Raw genomic sequence first — 17,967 nt, 5'->3', positions numbered from 1 at the left:
TTTTTGAAAATTTACAAATTTTGAATATTTATTTAGTAATTTTCTTTTATACTTTTATAGTAATTACTAAATATTACTAGGAGGAGTTAAATGTACAAAAAGAAAACAATCATTAAAAGCATGGTGGCTGTTTTAGCTTTAAGCCCGCTTACCGCAGGTGCTTCGCCTTCAAAGGCTGAAGCTGAGACAGGCGAAGCTGAAGAATTATTCTTTTCTGAATACATAGAAGGCAGCAGTTATAACAAAGCTGTAGAAATTTACAATGGAACAGATGATGCTATTGATTTGTCTGAGTACGAAATTGAACTTTACGGTAATGGCTCTATGGAAACGACCGGTTCGTTTGCAATGGAAGGTACCTTAGAAAGCGGAGATGTGTTTGTAGCTGCTAACAGCAGGGCGGACCAGGAGATTCTGGACGTAACAGATGCTACCAATAACTCAGCTATCAATTTTAATGGAAATGATCCTTTAGTTTTGAAAAAAAATGATGAGGTCATAGATTCAATTGGTCAAATCGGGAGTGAGGCTTCCTTTGGAAGTGACGTGACGCTCGTTAGAAATCAAAATGTCCAAAGTGGGGATACAAATCCTGAAGACGCATTTTCTGCGGATGAAGAGTGGGATTCATACGCACCTAACACATTTGATTATCTTGGCAGCTATGATATGCCGGAGACAGAACCTGTAGAACTTCAGACAATTGAAGAAGCCAGAGGAGCTGAGGCAGGTGCCACTGTCAAAGTAGAGGGTATCGTTACAGCTTCTTATGAAACAGGCGGACAGACCAATCTGTATATTCAAGATGAATCAGCGGGGATTATCATAAGAGTACCAGGGAACCCAGCTGATGTTGGAGACCGTATCACGGCTGCAGGAGAATTTTCCGATTATTATGGTATGCAGCAAATATTATCTTCTTCAGGGAATATTGAGATAACAGATGAGGGAGCAGGAGTGCCCGAACCTGAGCTTGTCACATCAGAGCAGTTTGCTGCTGATAGAGGTGAAGGCATCGAAGCGGAGTATGTAAAAGTAGAAGATGTAAAAGTCTTATCAAAAAACAGCTATGGTGATTTTACTGTCGAAGATGAAAGCGGTGAATTCGTCATAACTCCCGAGGATGAAAGTTTACTAGAAATAGGGGAGACGTATGAACGAATCTCCGGTGTTGTCAATTTCAGCTTTGATGAGTACAAGCTTGTGCCAAGAGATGCACAGGATGTAGTCGAAGTAATTTTTGCTGTGACGGCGCAGCCAGGATCGGGTTCGATAGTGTCCGGAAATGAAGTAGAACTGAATACGGCTGAACCGAATGCCGTTATTCATTATACGACTGATGGATCAGAACCAAATGAAAACAGTCAGCAATATAACGAACCTATCACAATCAATGAAGATACTACTATAAAGGCAGCAGCGGTACGGGAAAATGGAGAGATAAGTCCAGTTTCCACTTTCGAATACAGTGTGTTGACTCCTGTAGATGAAGTTGACATCCATGATATTCAGGGTGCCGCTCACACCTCTCCATATGAAGGTGAAGTTGTAGAAGGTGTGCCCGGCGTCGTTACAAAACTAGATGGTTCCAGCGGTTTCTATATGCAATCTACTAATCCTGATGATGATATCGCTACTTCAGAAGGGATTTACGTCTATGACCGTTCGGGAGAAGCGCAAGTAGGTGATGCAGTAGATGTTGACGGCGAAGTTACAGAGTATAGAGAAGAAGGTTATAGCGATGCTGATGATTTACTGACAACTCAAATCACAGCTTCGGATGTACAAGTGAAAGAATCTGACCAAGAACTTCCTGATCCTGTCGTAATCGGTAAAGATCGAGAACAGCCGACGGAAATTATAGAAAATGATGAAATGGAATCTTTTGATCCAGAAGAAGATGGACTGGATTTTTATGAAAGTCTGGAAGGGATGCTCATTAGTGTAGAAGACGGGACGGTTTCTGGACCGATTAATTATGATGAGCTTTCAATTTACACTCAAACGAGTGAGAACCAACAGAAAACACAGGCAGAAGGTCTTTTGATTTCCCCGGAAGACTATAATCCCGAGCGGATTTTATTTGATGTCGACGGTCTGGGTCTGGATGCTGTCACTGGCGATCGACTGGATGGCACTGCCACAGGAGTAGTCAGCTATGATTATAGTAATTACAAAATTCGCCCAACGTCAGAATTTCCTGAGCTTAATGATGGAGACACTGAACCTCAAGTGACAGAACTGGAAGGAACTGAAGATGAGTTATCTGTAGGAACGTATAATATGGAGAATTTTTCAGCTGAAACAGATGCGGAAAAAGCAGAACGTATCGGAGAACAGATTGCTATTAACATGAATGCACCTGATATCATAGGACTTGTAGAAGTACAAGATAATAATGGACCAACCGATGATGGGACAGTGGAAGCTGATCAAAGTTATGAAGCTATTATCGATTCCATTGAAGCAGCAGGTGGACCGGCTTATGAATATACAGATATCGCGCCTGAAGATAAAGTGGATGGCGGTCAGCCAGGGGGGAACATACGTGTAGGGTATATCTATAACCCGGAACGTGTATCGCTTACTGACAAACCAAAAGGTGATGCGGCAACAGCGGTTGAAGTAACAGAAGATGGATTATCGCATAATCCTGGTCGTATTGATCCTTTAAATGAGGCTTTTGAAGATTCAAGAAAATCTTTGGCAGCAGAGTTTGAATTTAACGGAGAAACGTTCATTCTAGTCAACAACCACTTTAACTCTAAAGGGGGAGACGATGCTTTATTTGGAGCTAGTCAACCAGTCGAACTGGGAAGCGAGTCTCAGAGAATCCAGCAAGCCGAAGTTTTGAATGATTTTGTACAAGAGGCTGAAAGCACAGTAGAAGATGCAAATGTTGTCGTCATGGGAGATCTGAATGATTTCGAATTCTCTAATCCTCTAGAGGCGTTAAAAGGTGATGAACTTGCTAACTTGATAGAGAACCTTCCTCAAGAAGAGCGATACTCTTATATTTATCAAGGCAATTCCCAAACGTTGGATCATATTTTGGTAAGTAATTATTTGGAAGAAAAATCTCAAATAGATGGTGTGCATATAAATGCCGATTTTTCTGAAGAAAACGGACGTGCCAGTGACCATGATCCGATTGTTGCTCAAATCAGTTTGAGTTCTGACCAGCAGGATGAAGACGAAGATGAAGAACACCCAGGAAAAGGAAAAGATAAGGATAAAGATAAAGACCACAAAGGCAAAGGTAAAAAAGGAAAAGGCAAGGGCCACGATAAGGGAAAAGGTCACGATAAAGGCAAGGGCCACGATAAGGGAAAAGGTCACGATAAAGGCAAGGGCCACGATAAGGGAAAAGGTCACGATAAAGGAAAAGGCCACAATAATCATAAGTAAAAATAAATCCCCACTGGCAAATTTCAGCCAGTGGGGTTTTTCTGGATTTGTTAAATATTCGTTTGCCAATCACTTCTTGTGATCAATCGCTGCTCGAGAACGATCAAGAGACTCAATTACATCATCATAATAGTTAGAAACGTAAGTCATAAATAATACATCAATAACATGAAGCTGAGCCAGACGGGAGGATGTTGCGGCGCTCCGTATCATTGCTTCCTCGGTCGCCGATGTATACAGTGGTATATCGGCAAGCTGCGATATCGTAGAAATGCCGTATTTTGTAATGCTGATAGTTCGTAATTTATTTTTTTTGGCTAATTTAAGAAATTGAATCGTCTCTTTCGTTTCACCAGAAAAGGATATGACGAGTGCAACATCATTTGTGCCGGCGTTAGATAAGGATGTATATGACAAATGTGGGTCCTGCAAATAAAAAGCATATCTGCCCGCTCTCAGAAATTTTTGTTGTACGTCGTAAGCTACTAAACCCGATGCGCCAACACCAAAAATGTGAAGAGCCGAAGCGTGATATATATCCTGTACAGCTTGATCCACATCGTCTCTTCGCAGCATTTCTTCCGTTTCACGCAGCATTTGTATTCCGTTGTGCGTCATTTGCTCTATGATATGATGAGATGATTCGCCTTTATCAATGTCCCTGTATTCAACGGAGGAAGGCTTTTGCACGTCACCGGCAATTCTCATTTTTAATTCTTGAAAACCTTTCAAGTCAAGGGATTTACATAAACGGATAACAGCTGCTGTGCTCGTCTGACTTTTGTCTGCCAATTGTTTAACTGTCATGGTAATAGCAGATTCAGGGGAGGAAAGGATGTATGCTGCAATCTTTTTTTCGGAAGTAGGGAGGGTTGCTTCTACACTTTTAAGCATTGCTAATCCTCCGGATATATAGGCCATGATTCTCTCCTCCTTTAAAATATGAAATTCTCTCCTTTAATTATATGCTATAATGAAATTAAATTTCAATTATATTCGTAATTTTATGAAAAATATGTGGGGAGGGTAATAGATGATCATTGGAATAGACGCGGGAGGAACTTCTACAATAGGGGCACTTATGGACGAAGGAGGGAACATTCAGGCAACCTTTAAGTCTGGCTTTGGTAACCCGCTAATTGATTTAGAAAGAGCATTCTTACATATTGAGGAAGTAATGAAGGCATGCAAGCAAGCTTCTGACCAAAAAATTTCCCGAGTTATCATTGGAATGGCGGGTTATTCCACATTGAAACATAAACTGAACCTTCCCTCTCACTGGGAAAATGACCATCCTGTTCATATCCTGAGCGATGCAGAGCTGGCTTTTGAAGCGGGGATCCCTGACGGAGAAGGGATTCTGACAATTGCTGGGACAGGGTCTATTCATATAGGGAAACATAACGATATATTGTATACTGCTGGCGGATGGGGGCATTTACTAGGAGACGAAGGAGGTGGCTACCATATTGGCAAGCAAGCGATTAGGCACGTATTGACGGATTTAGAGTATAGCAGGGTGAAAGGATCATTCACGAAGAAACTCTTATCACACTTAAATCTGCAAGACTCTAACGGAATTAAAGAATGGTTTTACACAAGTGATAAAAGTGAAGTTGCAAAGCTGTCAAGGTTCGTGGCAGATTTAAGCAGAGCAAAAAATAAAACAGCCTCTAATTTAATGATTAAAAGCGCGCAAACTTTAGCAGAACAAGTCAATCGGCTGTATAAAAATATTGGACTGACGGACAAATCGAAACTTGTAGTTTCAGGCAGCCTGCTTATACAAAATGATAGTTATTTTAAATATTTTAAACAAGCTCTTAAACCGGACTTTTCCAGTGTTGAAAAGCTTGGGGCACCTCCTTATTCAGGGGCTTATTCTCTCCATTTAAAAATGAATTCTTAACGGACTGCTTCTATTGTTTCACCTGGACAATAGAAGCAATTTTTTTAATCATTGACAATTGTCAGTTTTTCCATAATAATGGCAAACATAAAGTATTTAAATTCTAATTATTCGGAATTTTTATTTTTTTGGCAGTATATGATAGCGCTTTCAAAAAAGGGGGTCTTTTTAATGTTAATTATTGCTGCATTTTCTTTTATTACAATTTTTTCAGTCATTTTTGCTTTAAGGAAGAAAAGGCCGATCCTTCTTACCCTTCCTGTGTTGTCACTTTTGAGCTTTGCATTTATAAAAATCCTTATGGTCCCAATGCCGTTTTGGGATACTATAAAATTTATTTTCGACTTGCGGGGCTAAAGAATTGGCTCTGTTAAAGTTTAATGTTGATATTTGCTCAAATCGAACAAATGTTCTATAATAGAGTCATCAAATAGGAGCAGGTGATGACTGTGAGAGCAACCGATATCCTTAAAGCCATTCAAAAACTGAATCCAGCGGAAAAGCATCGGTTACGGGAATATTTAATCGATGCTCTTACTGCATCATCCTCTACGGGAACCGCACTGCAAGAGATTTCAGAACGAAAGCATAAGGAAGGCTATCGTTGTCCTGATTGCGAGTCAGAACATATCGTTCGATTCGGGAAATACTCGACTATCGTGGACGGTGAGGAAGTGAAGAAACAGCGTTACCGCTGCAAGGCTTGTCGTATGACGTTCACGGACCTCACCAATACCGCCTTATACCGCACGCGCCATCTCCATCGCTGGATGAAATTTATCGAATGTATGATAGAGGGGTATTCCCTCCGCAAATCAGCACAGTTGATTGGGGGCGTCACTCACGTCACTTTGTTCTATTGGAGGCATAAGCTCCTATCGGCATTAAAACAAATGGATAGTTCACATTTCCAAGGTATCGTTGAAATGGACGAAACCTATTTCTTGTACTCAGAAAAAGGGAAAAGGAAGATTGCTGATAGAAAATCTCGCAAACGGGGTGGTTCCGCAAAGAAACGCGGCATAAGCAACGAACAAGTATGTGTACTGGTCGCAAGAGACCGTGACAAGATAACCTTTTCGCAGACGTTAGGAATGGGGCGATTGACTAAAGAGCAATTAGACAAAGCCATCGGGCACAAACTTTCGAGTGAGAATGTACTATGTACCGATGCTTGGCGTGCCTTTAAAACGTATGCGTTTGATAATGGGATGGCTATCTATCAATTCAAATCCGACGGAAAAATTCGTACCAAAGGGCTTTATCACATCCAGAACGTCAACAATTACCACAGGAGGTTGAAAGGGTGGATACAGCGCTTTAATGGTGTGGCAACGAAGTATCTCAACAATTATTTGACCTGGTTTCAAGTATTAGAAAGCATCCATCATCAGCGAAATGAAATGACGATGAAGGATATGATGGTAAAAGGAAATTTATTTCCAAGTGTCGAAACCTATGATACCCTTAGATTATCTACTTTCAAGATATAATTGTTGAATCTTGTTCCCTAAGGTAGGATTTATCTCGAAACTGAGTCTTCCGGTATAGGGCAGGATAGTGGAAGACTCAGTATCGAGATATTAGGCGTTTTGAAACTAAATTGGATTGGTATCGTATTTGTAATATGAGAGGATTCTTTCGGTGGAGAATGAGAAAGATTATTGAACTTTTGTAATGTAGGGGTACTTAATTTTCTTTAGGAAAACCAATATTATCTGGCAAAATCTAATTAAAAGGGGGTGTTCTTATGATGCTTTATGGACCTTTATTAGTGTCTTTAATACCAGGGATAATTGTATTGACGCTTACTTGGTGGTTCAGTAAAAAGGGTTTTTCCTTATTTGTCAGGATGTTACCTGGATGCTTTTTAACAATAATTGCTGCCATTCTCTTTTATCACGGCTTTGTGAACATTAGGGGTTTTGAAGGTGCAGCTTATGGCATTCTTTGTTTCTTTTTAATCATTTTTGCTCTTGCGTCATTTGCAATGGGGGTAAAAGTAAAACTAAATACAATAAGGAATTAGGCTTATCTAGTAAAGTCCGTAGTATATACTTATTTTCTTTGTTGCTGTTTCTTAAATGGGGAGAGCGGTTTATGGAATGTAAGTTATGCACACAACCCTAACGCTTATAAAGTAACAATTTGTGATATAGTGTTTACTCTTATAATGTACTTCACATTATTAAAGACTGAAATTTTGGGTTTAATATAATTTTGAAAAAAACTAATTATCTTGAATTCAATTCTTAGTGTATCTGGGGCTTTAGCTTAATAAGGAAATATATGTAATGAGAACTTCCATAAAATTGGAAGTTCTCTTTTTTAGGTAATATCAACACTCAACTTTAACAGAGCCAAAGAATTAAATACTGAAGGGAGGTGAGACAGAGTGAGAAAAGTTGAACGTAAAAAAGCAGACGCTTACTTCAAATATCGCACCATGATGATTACAATTTACCTGGCCATAGGTTTTCTTGTTTCTTATGTCGTTGTCTTCTTTGCTCAGGAGCTTACGTCTTTTACAGTGATGGGAATTCCATTCAGTTATTACATGGGAGCTCAGGGCGCTGTGCTAACTTTCATTATTTTATTATTCATTAATGCAATTGTCAGTGACAAGATTGATAAGAAGTTCGGTTTTAACCCAGAGCACGTAGATACAAATGATGACTAATAAGATGGTTGAATACAAAGGAGAGTGATTGGCTTTGGATATGCAATTTCTAGTTTCGCTAGCACTAATTGGGGCGACCTTTGCTTTGTACATAGGTATTGCTATTTTTAACACGGCGAAGCAGACTTCTGACTTCTATGTGGCAAGCCGAGGTGTTCCCCCCGTATTTAATGGAATGGCTATTGGAGCAGACTGGATGAGTGCTGCTTCATTCATTGGTATGGCAGGCACCGTTATGGTTCTTGGCTATGATGGACTGGCTTACATTATGGGGTGGACAGGCGGGTATTTGCTGCTTACCTTCCTGCTGGCTCCTCAATTAAGGAAATACGGAAGATATACGGTCCCTGAATTCATAGGAGACCGGTATCGGAGCAATACGGCCAGATTAATCGCTGCCGTTGCAACTATTATTATCAGTTTCACATATTCCGTTGGGCAGTTATCAGGGTCAGGCGTCGTTATCGGTCGTTTACTTGAGGTTGACACGGCCATTGGTACTTTAATTGGCGTAGTTCTCATTGCGTTTTATTCCGCTATGGGTGGCATGAAGGGGATAACTTGGACTCAGGTAGCCCAGTACCTTGTGTTGATCATCGCTTATTTGATTCCAGTTATTTTCATGTCACTGCAGCTTACTCAGAATCCCGCCCCATGGATCTCTTATGGTGAAATCATTGGAGAGATGAGAGAGCTGGATCGTGAACTAGGTATTTCTGAATATGTGGTTCCATTTACGGAAGCTACGAAATGGCAATTCTTAGCGCTAATGTTCACACTTATGGCAGGAACTGCAGGTCTGCCGCATGTTATCGTTCGCTTTTATACGGTTGCTACAATGAAAGCGGCGCGCTGGAGTGGTGCTTGGGCACTGCTTTTTATCGGATTACTTTATCTTTCAGCACCTGTATATGCCGCGTTTTCTCGTTTTATTTTAATGACACAAGTCGCAAATACTCAACTGGATAATTTGCCAGCCTGGACAGAGCCGTGGATTAACACGGGACAATTATCTGTAGCTGATACTAATGGAGACGGGATGCTTCAATGGCAGGAGCTTACCATTAGTAATGATATAGTTGTAATGGCTACTCCTGAAATCGCAAATTTAGGAGTTTTTGTGATCGGACTGATGGCAGCAGGAGCTATGGCTGCCGCTCTCTCTACAACTGGGGGGTTGATGATCGCGATCTCAGCTGCTTTATCACACGACATCTATTACCGTTCGATTAATCCAAAAGCTACAGAGAGTAAACGTCTCTTTGTTGGTCGTCTTTCTATTGTGCTTGCTACTGTTGCCGCAGGACTATTAGCTTTGAATCCTCCGGGAGCGATTACTCAGATTGTGGCTTGGGCGTTTGCTCTTGCTTCAGGATCATTCTTTCCTGCTCTGTTACTGGGGGTCTGGTGGAGAAGGGCGAATGGACCGGGGGTAATTGCCGGGATGGTTACTGGGTTAACGGTTACTCTGAGTTATATCTTTGCAGCGAAGTATTTAGGATTTACGATTTTAGGTATTATCGATACGGGAGCTGGTGTCTTTGGTGCAGCATCGGCAATCATTGCTAATATTGTAGTCTCATTGAATACTGCTCCTCCTTCTCAAGAAACACTAGATGAAGTGACTGATTTGCGCTACCCTGAGCAAATCAAATATAAAGATGGTGAAGTCTGGTTAAAAGAATAACCATGAAAGCTCATTGCCATATGGTTATGGGCTTTCTTTAGAAAAAGCAGACCTTGATTTATAAAAACCTAGCTGTGATCCCTGCTAATTTGGTAGACTTAGAGAATCGGTATTATTACGTAGAAAGGGCAGGGGCGCATGGCTATATTTTTTCAAGTAGTTCTTCCAGTAATTTTAGTATTTATTGCAGGTTTCATCCTCCAAAAATTCATAAAGCTTGAGATCAAATCAATTTCCACCGTTGTTTTATACATCATGCTGCCATGTCTCGTATTCGATACGTTTTATCATGCGGAGTTTGATAATGAATATGTCATGATGATTGTTTTTTCAGTCATTTTACTTTTTATAATTTTACTCATTAATAAAATTACATCTAAAGTAGCTAAGTATAATTCTTCGACAGAAAGTGGTTTGATTCTATCGACAGCTTTCATGAATGCTGGAAATTATGGAGCACCTATCGTGCTTTTTGCATTTGGAGAACAAGGCTTCGTCTATTCCGTATCCTTTATGGTAATTCAGCAAATCGTAATGAACTTCTTTGGCGTCTATTATGCTGCTAAGGGTACAGCCGGTGTCAAGCTTGCTTTGACTACGGTCATGAAGATGCCTCCGACATACGCGGTGCTCATTGCGTTGACGGCAAAATTTGCATCGGTTCCTGTATCGGAAAATATAATGTCAAGCATTACCCTGGTAGGGGATGCCACTATCCCAAGTGTAATGATATTACTCGGAATGCAGTTGGCTAACATTACCATCAAAAACCTGGACTGGGGAAAGGTTTCTTATGCAGCCAGTTTACGCTTAATTGGCTCTCCTCTGATTGCCTGGGCATTGACGATATTGATACCTATGAGCGATTTGATGGCGAGTGTGCTCATCGTTTCAGCAGCTATGCCTTCAGCTGCTACGACGACAATGTATGCGGTGCAGTTCGATTCTAAGCCGGATTTAGTTTCCAGTATCACTCTGATTACGACTATATTAAGTGTTATTACTATCCCAATTCTGTTGAATATTCTCACATAAACAAAATGAGCGATCAGATTCTAGACCTGATCGCTCATTTTTATTCTTTATTTTCTTTTTTCGTTTTAACATACATAAATAGGTTTCCTATGATCATAGCGATCGCTAAAGATGCCCCCACTGATGTTATTTCTAACGGGGTGAAATAACCCGCAACTAAAAAAATGATGAAAAACAAAGCAAACAATAAATAAAACAAGACGCTCTTCCTCTCACTAATTAAGGCTTCTATCCGTAAGAATAACATATGCTTTACTGAAAAAGCATCCCATTATCCTTCCTGCGGGTATACAAAGAAGCGATAAACCGTGACTTCTTCTTCTTCCATCATCTCAAAGAATTGTATATCAGCATTGGAGATCGCCTGGCCGTCAATTTGTTTAAATGAAATCTGCTGGATAATCTCTTTATCCTCAATCAGTGGGATCGGGCGGGGGTTAATGATTTCGATCATCCATTCGTAAGAGAGCCGTTCCACGAAGGCTTGGGTATACGAGGTGGGGGTGTTATCGAGCCAAATATTAGCTAATGGGATGGATTCGCTTGCATTACGTTCCATCTGATTACCCCTCCTTTATGGGTTGTTATTTAATACCCTGTCTTCCATAGATTAAACGTTTAATGCTTACTGCAACACGTATCTCCTTAGTTTATTCTTCAATGATTTTCTTGTTCTTTTCACTGTCGACTCACTCTTATTAGTGATTTCAGATATTTCAATAATTGTATACTCTTCAAGCGTCAATTCTACGACGGTTTTTTCAAGTGACGTAAGGCGGCAATGGGAATAAATATCATGAAGCAGAATGATATCAAGAGAGGGGTCAATTGAGAGTTGTCGGTCGATGTAAAGGGGTGAAGCTCGTTGATCATTTCTTAAATATGACTTATAGAAATAGAGGAGTTTATGAGTGAAGTACGTTGAAAATTTGCAACGGTACGGGTCATAACGAGCTATACATTGGACATAAATGAAGTAGGCTTCCTGAATTAAATCTTCATAAGGAAGAGGAACATTCAATCGATTTAGTGTGTAATAAACAAGGTACCGATAATTTTCAAAAGAAGAAGGTGACTCATTCACGAATAAGCTCAATTCTAATTGAATATTCAATTGTTTTTTTGCGCGCATTTATATTATTACTTAATTTTGTAAAAAAAGAAACGAATTTCTGAAAATTACATTAATTATTTTAAATTTCAATTTTATATGGTTAATTTACTATGAAAAATTTATTTTTTAAACATTTTGACACCAATAAGGGTGTTTTCAACGATTATAACTATGGAAGGATAAATTTGGAATAGTTAGGGGAGCACCTTATGTCGAATGAACATTTGAATTTTGAACGAGTAGTTAAGGAGAATCAACGCTTGATCTATTATCATATTCACAGTTTAAGGATTAATGATTCAGAAGGGACATATTTCTCGGAAGGATTAGTTGCACTCTGGAAAGCTTATGAGTCATACGACAAAGAGTTAGGGAAGTTCTCGACTTTCTTAAGTTGGAAAATACGCAATGCTCTTATTGATCGAATCCGCAAAGAATCCACTCAACAAAAGCACCAGTTAAATTATCTACAGCAGACCTCCGCAACCACCAGCCTGTTAACTGAAGATTACATAGAAGATCATCATTTATGGGAGCAAGTAAAGTCTTTACTTACACAAAACCAATGGAAATGGGTCTATTATTTCATCATCCATGATTTATCCGTAGAACAAATTGCAAGTTTGGAAAAGGTTTCTAAAGACTCAGTCAAAAATTGGGGAAGGCATGCGCGAAGAATTCTTCGTGAACGTTTATCTATGTAATAAAGAGACTCAGTCACAGCTCAGTGGTGATTAAGGGGATAGATCATTTATTATATAAATAGAAGTTCTGCGGGAAAACGGTAAGACAGCCAAACCTGGGTATTGACTTATCCAGGTATAGCCAGTCCTGAGATTTACGTGAGAGTATAGGGGAAGTATGTTTACAGCATCCTGTCGACATCATTTTGTACCATCTAAATAAAAAACGTTCTAAGCTTTGTTAGAACGTTTACAAGTTATTTTTCTATGGTGATGTTAATTTTACTTAACCCCAGAGCTTTGGCAGCTTGGATCATGCGGGCAGCTTCAAATTCTGCATCATGGATGGAAATATTATTTCTTGAGATATTTAATGTAGTGCCGCCGAATAATGGCATTTGCTCCAATTCTTCTGCAGTAGGCGAAGGAACGTGGGATGGGACTTCAGCCACAATATCATGTTGGCTGCGATTGACGCGTCCTCGGATTTTTCTTCCGTGATAAACGACACTTGCATACGGGCAGCCAGTATCTTTAGAAATTTCTCGGTAGTTTTTGTCAGTTTCTTCAATCAACCTTTTTACTTCAGTTAAATCATAATCATATTGTTTACTCTTTTTACTCATAATCTTAACTCCTTTATTAATCATTACTTATATTCTATACAACAATCGATTGTTTTTATAGTATTAGTTATCCCCATAATTAAACAATTCCTTTGATTATTCGATATTCTGTAAGATTAATAGTCGAAGAATGAAAAAATGAACCAGTGAAATGAGCTCACTGGTTCATAGCCGCTGTATTAGTAGATGTAACGCCATGTAAGTCGGCGTGAAGAATTTTTACCTGGTAGTCTGGTAAATCTTCGATTAACGAGTCTATCTGTTTAGCTGAAGCGTCTTTAAAAAGTCCGATCATTGTTGGGCCTGCTCCACTAATATAATGACCTAGTGATCCATGATCATTGAGTACTCTGGATACGTGAGGAAAATCAGGAATTAAACCACTGCGGTAGGGTTGATGCCACTTGTCTTTTTTCATCATTCTTCCGACGAGATCCCAATCTTTTTCCGCTAGTGCGGCAACAAGAACGTTCGCCATACCGCTCGCATGTACCGCACCTTTATAATCCATTTGGGTTGGGAGTATAGCCCGAGCTTCTTCTGTTTCCACGTGATAATCAGGGATGACAGCTATCCACGTCAATGATTCCAACCCTTTGGAGAAACGAACGGATTCAAGTTCTGTACCATCATAGCTTGAAACAGTGATGCCGCCGCAAATGGCAGGGGCGACATTATCAGGATGTCCTTCAATATCACAAGCAATCTTTAACTTTTCCTGATCACTAAGTTCCAGTTTAAGAATCTGGTTGGCGAGCTCAATTCCGCCGACTACTGCGGTCGAAGAACTTCCTAGTCCTCTTGCGATAGGTACATCGTTTGTCATCGTAATTTGATGAGGGGGCAATTCTTCAATACCGAATCGGCTAGCCGTAAACAAAGCTGATTTGTAAATTAAGTTACTTTTACCTTTAGGAATGAAAGGTACGTCTTTCTCTTGTAAGACGAACGACCATTCTTCTGCACGTTCACATTCCAGGGTTACATATTGAGTCAGCGCCATACCGATTGAATCGAATCCTGGCCCCAGATTTGCTGAGGTAGCTGGGACACGAATGGTCAAGCAGTTCATGAGCTAACACCAGCTGCTTCCTTAAATTGCTGAAGGTCATTTTCAATGACAGTAGGTTTGATAGCACTTTTCTCAATAGCAGTGACCGGATCTTTAAGTCCGTTCCCTGTCAAGACGTGGACAACCTTGGAACCTTTAGGGATTGTTCCGTCCTTAACCTTTTTTATCGTGCCGGCGAGCGATGCGCATGAAGCAGGTTCAGCAAAAACTCCTTCTTTACTGGCCAGCCACTGATAAGCTTCAACGATTTCTTCGTCAGTTACTTCGTTGATTTGACCTTTAGATTCTTCAGCTGCTTTAAGAGCGGGCTGCCAGCTTGCAGGGTTGCCGATTCGGATTGCTGTAGCTAATGTTTCCGGGTTTTCAATGATTTCGTTACGAACGATGGCAGCAGAACCACTTGCTTCAAAACCAAGCATTTTTGGAAGTTTCGTGCCATGAGCTTCGTGATATTCTTTGAAACCTTTCCAGTAAGCTGTAATGTTTCCGGCATTCCCTACTGGAATCGCTAAGAAGTCAGGAGCATCACCTAGTACATCACATACTTCAAAAGCTGCCGTCTTTTGTCCCTCTATTCTATAAGGATTAACAGAATTGACGAGAGTAATCGGTTCTTTTTCTGCAATTTCACGAACAATGTTCAACGCCTGATCAAAGTTACCTTTAATGGAGAAAATTTCAGCTCCATACATCACGGCCTGTGCAAGTTTTCCTTCCGCAATCTTACCGTCTGGAATAACTACGATACATCGCAACCCTGCACGAGCGGCAAAAGCTGCAGCAGAAGCGGAAGTGTTACCTGTAGAAGCACAAATTACAGCTTTTGACCCTGCTTCAATGGCCTTAGCCATAGCTAGCACCATTCCTCGGTCTTTGAATGAGCCGGTGGGGTTGGCACCTTCTATTTTGACATAAGCTTCGATGCCTAGTTCTTTGGAAATGGTCGGGATCGGCAAAAGCGGTGTATTTCCTTCATGTAAGGTCAATGAAGGAGTTTCTGGTGTTACCGGCAATAAATCAGGATATTTATCTAATAAACCTTTCCACATCGTCAATTTCCTCCTTCTACACGAAACACACTGTCTACTGAACGAATGGAGGATAGAGACTCCAGATCTTTATAGGCTTTTTGGAAATCCTCTTCACTTACCTGGTGTGTAATCATCATAAGCTCACGTTCGTCATCTTTATCTGCTTCCCGCTGAATAATTTGGTCGAATGAAATACCGTACTCTGCAAAGATTTTCGTCAAATCCATTAACATTCCTGGTTGATCATGGACGTGCAGCCGTAAATATTTTTTAGTCATTTGGTCTTTTTTAGCTTTCACTTGTTTTGGAAATTGCGGCTGAACGTAGGCTGATCCTGAGGTTCCCAGTCGCAAGCTTTTGATAACAGCAATCAAATCTGAAACTACGGCCGTTGCAGTAGGAAGTTTCCCGGCCCCAGGCCCGTAGAACATCGTTTCCCCGACAGCGTCTCCATACACATAAACAGCATTGAACTCGTCGTTTACAGAAGATAAAGGGTGCTCACTTGGAAGTAATGTAGGTTCCACGCTGACAGATACACCACTTAAGTCATTTTCAGCAACACCAATCAGTTTTACAGAATAGCCAAGAAGCTCAGCATACTCGATATCCGCTAATGATAAGCCACGGATGCCCTTGACTTCGACATCTTCTAAATTGAAAGGCATGGAAAAGCCTAGAATGGAAAGAATTGTCATCTTTCTTGCTGCATCTAGCCCGTCTACATCAGCTGTGGGGTCAGCTTCAGCAAATCCAAGGTCCTGTGCTTCTTTTAACACGGAGTCAAAATCCACGCCTTCTTTAGACATCTTCGTCAAAATGTAATTCGTCGTTCCGTTCACAATTCCCATCATTTTACGAATTCGATCAGAAGAAAGCCCGTCCAATATAGAGCGGACAATAGGTACTCCGCCAGCTACACTTGCTTCATAAAACAAGTCACAACGGTTTCTTTGGCTTGCTTCAAATAGCTTCTCACCATGCTGTGCTACTAGATCTTTGTTAGCTGTAACGATGTGTTTGCCGTTTTCAATGGCTTCCATCAATATTTTTAAAGTGTGATCGATTCCACCCATGACTTCTACAATGACATCGATTTCTGGATCATTCGTTATATCCTCATAACGATCTGTAAGTTGCGCTGAGGAATTCTTTAGATCACGGGGTTTATTCATATCATTCACAAGGACTGTTTTAATAATGACGTTACTCCCGGTTTTATGTTGAATACTTTCTTTGTGGTCTTCAAGAATCTCAATAACACCCGTTCCAACGGTGCCTAATCCTAGTAAACCAACAGTAATTGTATCTTTCATTGTTCACACTCCTTGTCCACTTGATATATACATATTTTTGTTTGTAATGGACATTGTAACGGAAAGCCATACGATGTACAAGGTAAATACGAGAGATTTATACCTATAGTTATATTATATAAAATATTAAGTTTACTGAAGCTTAATCTTGTTCAATCTTCTGGGAGTTGCTGGACCCTGATCCGTCCGGGAGAAAAGTACCGGAGATTGCCTGACCCTAGTGATAAAATGACATGAATCTAATATAATTGAAAATCTTAATTTATTTTTCGAAAATTTTTCGATTCAATTCAACAAAATAATGTAATAAATGACATAATAACTTCTTATTCGACATTAAAATCCGACTTTTTTCTATCATCATGGTTTAACAGCACATTGACTAATCTGAAAACTTACTATATAAGTAAAAGTGGTAAGTAAAAATACCTAATTCTAAAGGAGGTTAGGACGTGAAAAAGTTTTTTGAATCACGTAAGGTGTGTGAATGTTTAGTTACAGAAATCATAGGAGAAATGGGGATTGGAAAAGAAGATGTTTTTCTCAAGGAAGGTATGATAGCCATACATAATTTTTTAGAAGTACAAAATGAAAACCTAAAGACAGAATATCAGTTAATCAACGCCATTAAGAGTCATTTCCGTACATTCTTCCCTAATAATGAAACGTGGGAGTAAAGTAAAAGCTGCTGTTTTTCCAGCAGCTTTTTATTGTTGTAATTGGAAAATATTCACTCAATAAATTACGTAAAAGACTTTATTTTTACAGAGAAATAAGGGATAATAGTGTAAAATACTGAAAATTCAGATTAACAGGAGGTGGGCGTAATGTTAAATATAAAAATGCTTAAACCATATTACGTGAAAGAAGATAATCGCTTTATCCGTATCGTTCTTGCCTACCAGTATTTTTCCTTGTTCATTGATGACGAATTATACCAGTTTATCCCTATGGAGTCGCGTGAGATTATTATTGATCGTAAAAGTAAGCGTGTTCATAATGTGTTTGATATATTTGTATTCCAGAGAGGGAAGCGCATCGTATATATTTCTGTTGCAGACCTGCTGAAACTGCCGGAGTTCCTCACTCATCTTCATTCCATTACTTCTCCGTATGAAGCGGAAATTATTGAGGAAGTAAAAGAGAGTGAAGACCAAATTGACAGTATCGTATCCTATTTAGAGAAGCAGAATTTAAGAAGGTTAATAGATAAGGCTATTGATTGTTCTGACAAGAAGACATTTGTGGAATTGACGCAGACTTGGAACGATATGTACTCTCAAGAAAACCCTTTATGACATAAGAAAGCCTATGAATATAAGCTAATTGCCAAAATGAATTTGGTGATTAGCTTTTTTTGTCTCAGTATAGTCTTTACTATCAAGAGTAATAAATGCACTAAATTG

19 protein-coding genes are annotated in these 17,967 nt (G+C 39.7%); 11 read left to right on the top strand and 8 right to left on the bottom strand.

What is annotated here, in order from left to right:
- Window positions 1-90 precede the first annotated feature (90 nt).
- Window positions 91-3,408: an FN3 associated domain-containing protein gene (locus LF817_RS09045; RefSeq protein WP_253935472.1), complete on the top strand. Its 3,318-nt coding sequence runs from the start codon at window positions 91-93 to the stop codon at window positions 3,406-3,408.
- Between the two features lie 69 nt (window positions 3,409-3,477).
- Here LF817_RS09045 and LF817_RS09040 read toward each other — a convergent pair whose 3' ends face one another.
- Window positions 3,478-4,329: a MurR/RpiR family transcriptional regulator gene (locus LF817_RS09040; RefSeq protein WP_253935471.1), complete on the bottom strand. Its 852-nt coding sequence runs from the start codon at window positions 4,327-4,329 to the stop codon at window positions 3,478-3,480.
- A gap of 112 nt (window positions 4,330-4,441) precedes the next feature.
- On the opposite strand from LF817_RS09040, the gene LF817_RS09035 reads away from it, so the two are divergent.
- From LF817_RS09035 to LF817_RS09005, 7 genes are all read left to right on the top strand, one after another.
- Window positions 4,442-5,317 (top strand): N-acetylglucosamine kinase, encoded by an 876-nt coding sequence (locus LF817_RS09035; RefSeq protein WP_253935470.1) that lies wholly within the window; start codon window positions 4,442-4,444, stop codon window positions 5,315-5,317.
- Between the two features lie 171 nt (window positions 5,318-5,488).
- Window positions 5,489-5,674, top strand: coding sequence for a hypothetical protein (locus LF817_RS09030; protein WP_253935469.1), 186 nt, complete (start codon window positions 5,489-5,491; stop codon window positions 5,672-5,674).
- An 86-nt stretch (window positions 5,675-5,760) separates the two neighbouring features.
- Window positions 5,761-6,810: an IS1595 family transposase gene (locus tag LF817_RS09025; RefSeq protein WP_253935468.1), complete on the top strand. Its 1,050-nt coding sequence runs from the start codon at window positions 5,761-5,763 to the stop codon at window positions 6,808-6,810.
- A 257-nt stretch (window positions 6,811-7,067) separates the two neighbouring features.
- Window positions 7,068-7,346, top strand: coding sequence for a YesK family protein (locus tag LF817_RS09020; protein WP_253935467.1), 279 nt, complete (start codon window positions 7,068-7,070; stop codon window positions 7,344-7,346).
- Between the two features lie 366 nt (window positions 7,347-7,712).
- Window positions 7,713-7,997, top strand: a complete 285-nt coding sequence (locus LF817_RS09015; RefSeq protein ID WP_253935466.1) for a DUF4212 domain-containing protein — start codon at window positions 7,713-7,715, stop codon at window positions 7,995-7,997.
- Between the two features lie 34 nt (window positions 7,998-8,031).
- Entirely contained in the window at window positions 8,032-9,684 is a 1,653-nt protein-coding gene (locus tag LF817_RS09010; RefSeq protein ID WP_253935465.1) for a sodium:solute symporter family protein, read from the top strand.
- Window positions 9,685-9,822: 138 nt separating this feature from the next.
- Window positions 9,823-10,719, top strand: a complete 897-nt coding sequence (locus LF817_RS09005; RefSeq protein ID WP_253935464.1) for an AEC family transporter — start codon at window positions 9,823-9,825, stop codon at window positions 10,717-10,719.
- A gap of 40 nt (window positions 10,720-10,759) precedes the next feature.
- Here the strand turns inward: LF817_RS09005 and LF817_RS09000 are convergent, their stop codons facing one another.
- The 3 genes from LF817_RS09000 to LF817_RS08990 all read right to left on the bottom strand — a co-directional run bounded on the left by LF817_RS09000 (window position 10,760) and on the right by LF817_RS08990 (window position 11,851).
- Complete coding sequence (locus tag LF817_RS09000) at window positions 10,760-10,918, bottom strand: hypothetical protein (RefSeq protein ID WP_253935463.1); 159 nt, start codon at window positions 10,916-10,918, stop codon at window positions 10,760-10,762.
- A gap of 72 nt (window positions 10,919-10,990) precedes the next feature.
- Window positions 10,991-11,278, bottom strand: a complete 288-nt coding sequence (locus LF817_RS08995; protein ID WP_253935462.1) for a hypothetical protein — start codon at window positions 11,276-11,278, stop codon at window positions 10,991-10,993.
- A gap of 66 nt (window positions 11,279-11,344) precedes the next feature.
- A complete protein-coding gene (locus tag LF817_RS08990; protein ID WP_253935461.1) occupies window positions 11,345-11,851 on the bottom strand; it encodes a sigma-70 family RNA polymerase sigma factor in 507 nt (168 codons plus the stop codon).
- A 191-nt stretch (window positions 11,852-12,042) separates the two neighbouring features.
- On the opposite strand from LF817_RS08990, the gene LF817_RS08985 reads away from it, so the two are divergent.
- Entirely contained in the window at window positions 12,043-12,537 is a 495-nt protein-coding gene (locus LF817_RS08985; RefSeq protein WP_253935460.1) for a sigma-70 family RNA polymerase sigma factor, read from the top strand.
- Window positions 12,538-12,773: 236 nt separating this feature from the next.
- Here the strand turns inward: LF817_RS08985 and LF817_RS08980 are convergent, their stop codons facing one another.
- From LF817_RS08980 to LF817_RS08965, 4 genes are all read right to left on the bottom strand, one after another.
- On the bottom strand, window positions 12,774-13,142 hold the full coding sequence (locus LF817_RS08980) for a hypothetical protein (protein WP_253935459.1): 369 nt from the start codon (window positions 13,140-13,142) through the stop codon (window positions 12,774-12,776).
- A gap of 157 nt (window positions 13,143-13,299) precedes the next feature.
- Window positions 13,300-14,214, bottom strand: coding sequence for a homoserine kinase (gene thrB, locus LF817_RS08975; protein ID WP_253935458.1), 915 nt, complete (start codon window positions 14,212-14,214; stop codon window positions 13,300-13,302).
- Window positions 14,211-15,263, bottom strand: coding sequence for a threonine synthase (gene thrC / locus LF817_RS08970; RefSeq protein WP_253935457.1), 1,053 nt, complete (start codon window positions 15,261-15,263; stop codon window positions 14,211-14,213). The genes thrB and thrC overlap by 4 nt, the downstream gene beginning before the upstream one ends.
- Before the next feature lie 2 nt (window positions 15,264-15,265).
- Window positions 15,266-16,561, bottom strand: coding sequence for a homoserine dehydrogenase (locus LF817_RS08965; protein WP_253935456.1), 1,296 nt, complete (start codon window positions 16,559-16,561; stop codon window positions 15,266-15,268).
- 452 nt (window positions 16,562-17,013) lie between these two features.
- On the opposite strand from LF817_RS08965, the gene LF817_RS08960 reads away from it, so the two are divergent.
- The gene (locus LF817_RS08960; RefSeq protein ID WP_253935455.1) at window positions 17,014-17,238 is read left to right on the top strand and encodes a hypothetical protein; all 225 of its coding nucleotides are present in this window, start codon (window positions 17,014-17,016) and stop codon (window positions 17,236-17,238) included.
- Window positions 17,239-17,388: 150 nt separating this feature from the next.
- A complete protein-coding gene (locus LF817_RS08955) occupies window positions 17,389-17,859 on the top strand; it encodes a hypothetical protein (RefSeq protein ID WP_253935454.1) in 471 nt (156 codons plus the stop codon).
- Window positions 17,860-17,967 lie beyond the last annotated feature (108 nt).

This window comes from Halobacillus sp. A1 (genome assembly GCF_024189295.1).
In the GTDB taxonomy this organism is placed as follows: Bacteria; Bacillota; Bacilli; order Bacillales; family Halobacillaceae; genus Halobacillus_A.
Note: the sequence above shows the minus strand (reverse complement) of the source record. Positions and strands in the feature narration are given on the sequence as shown.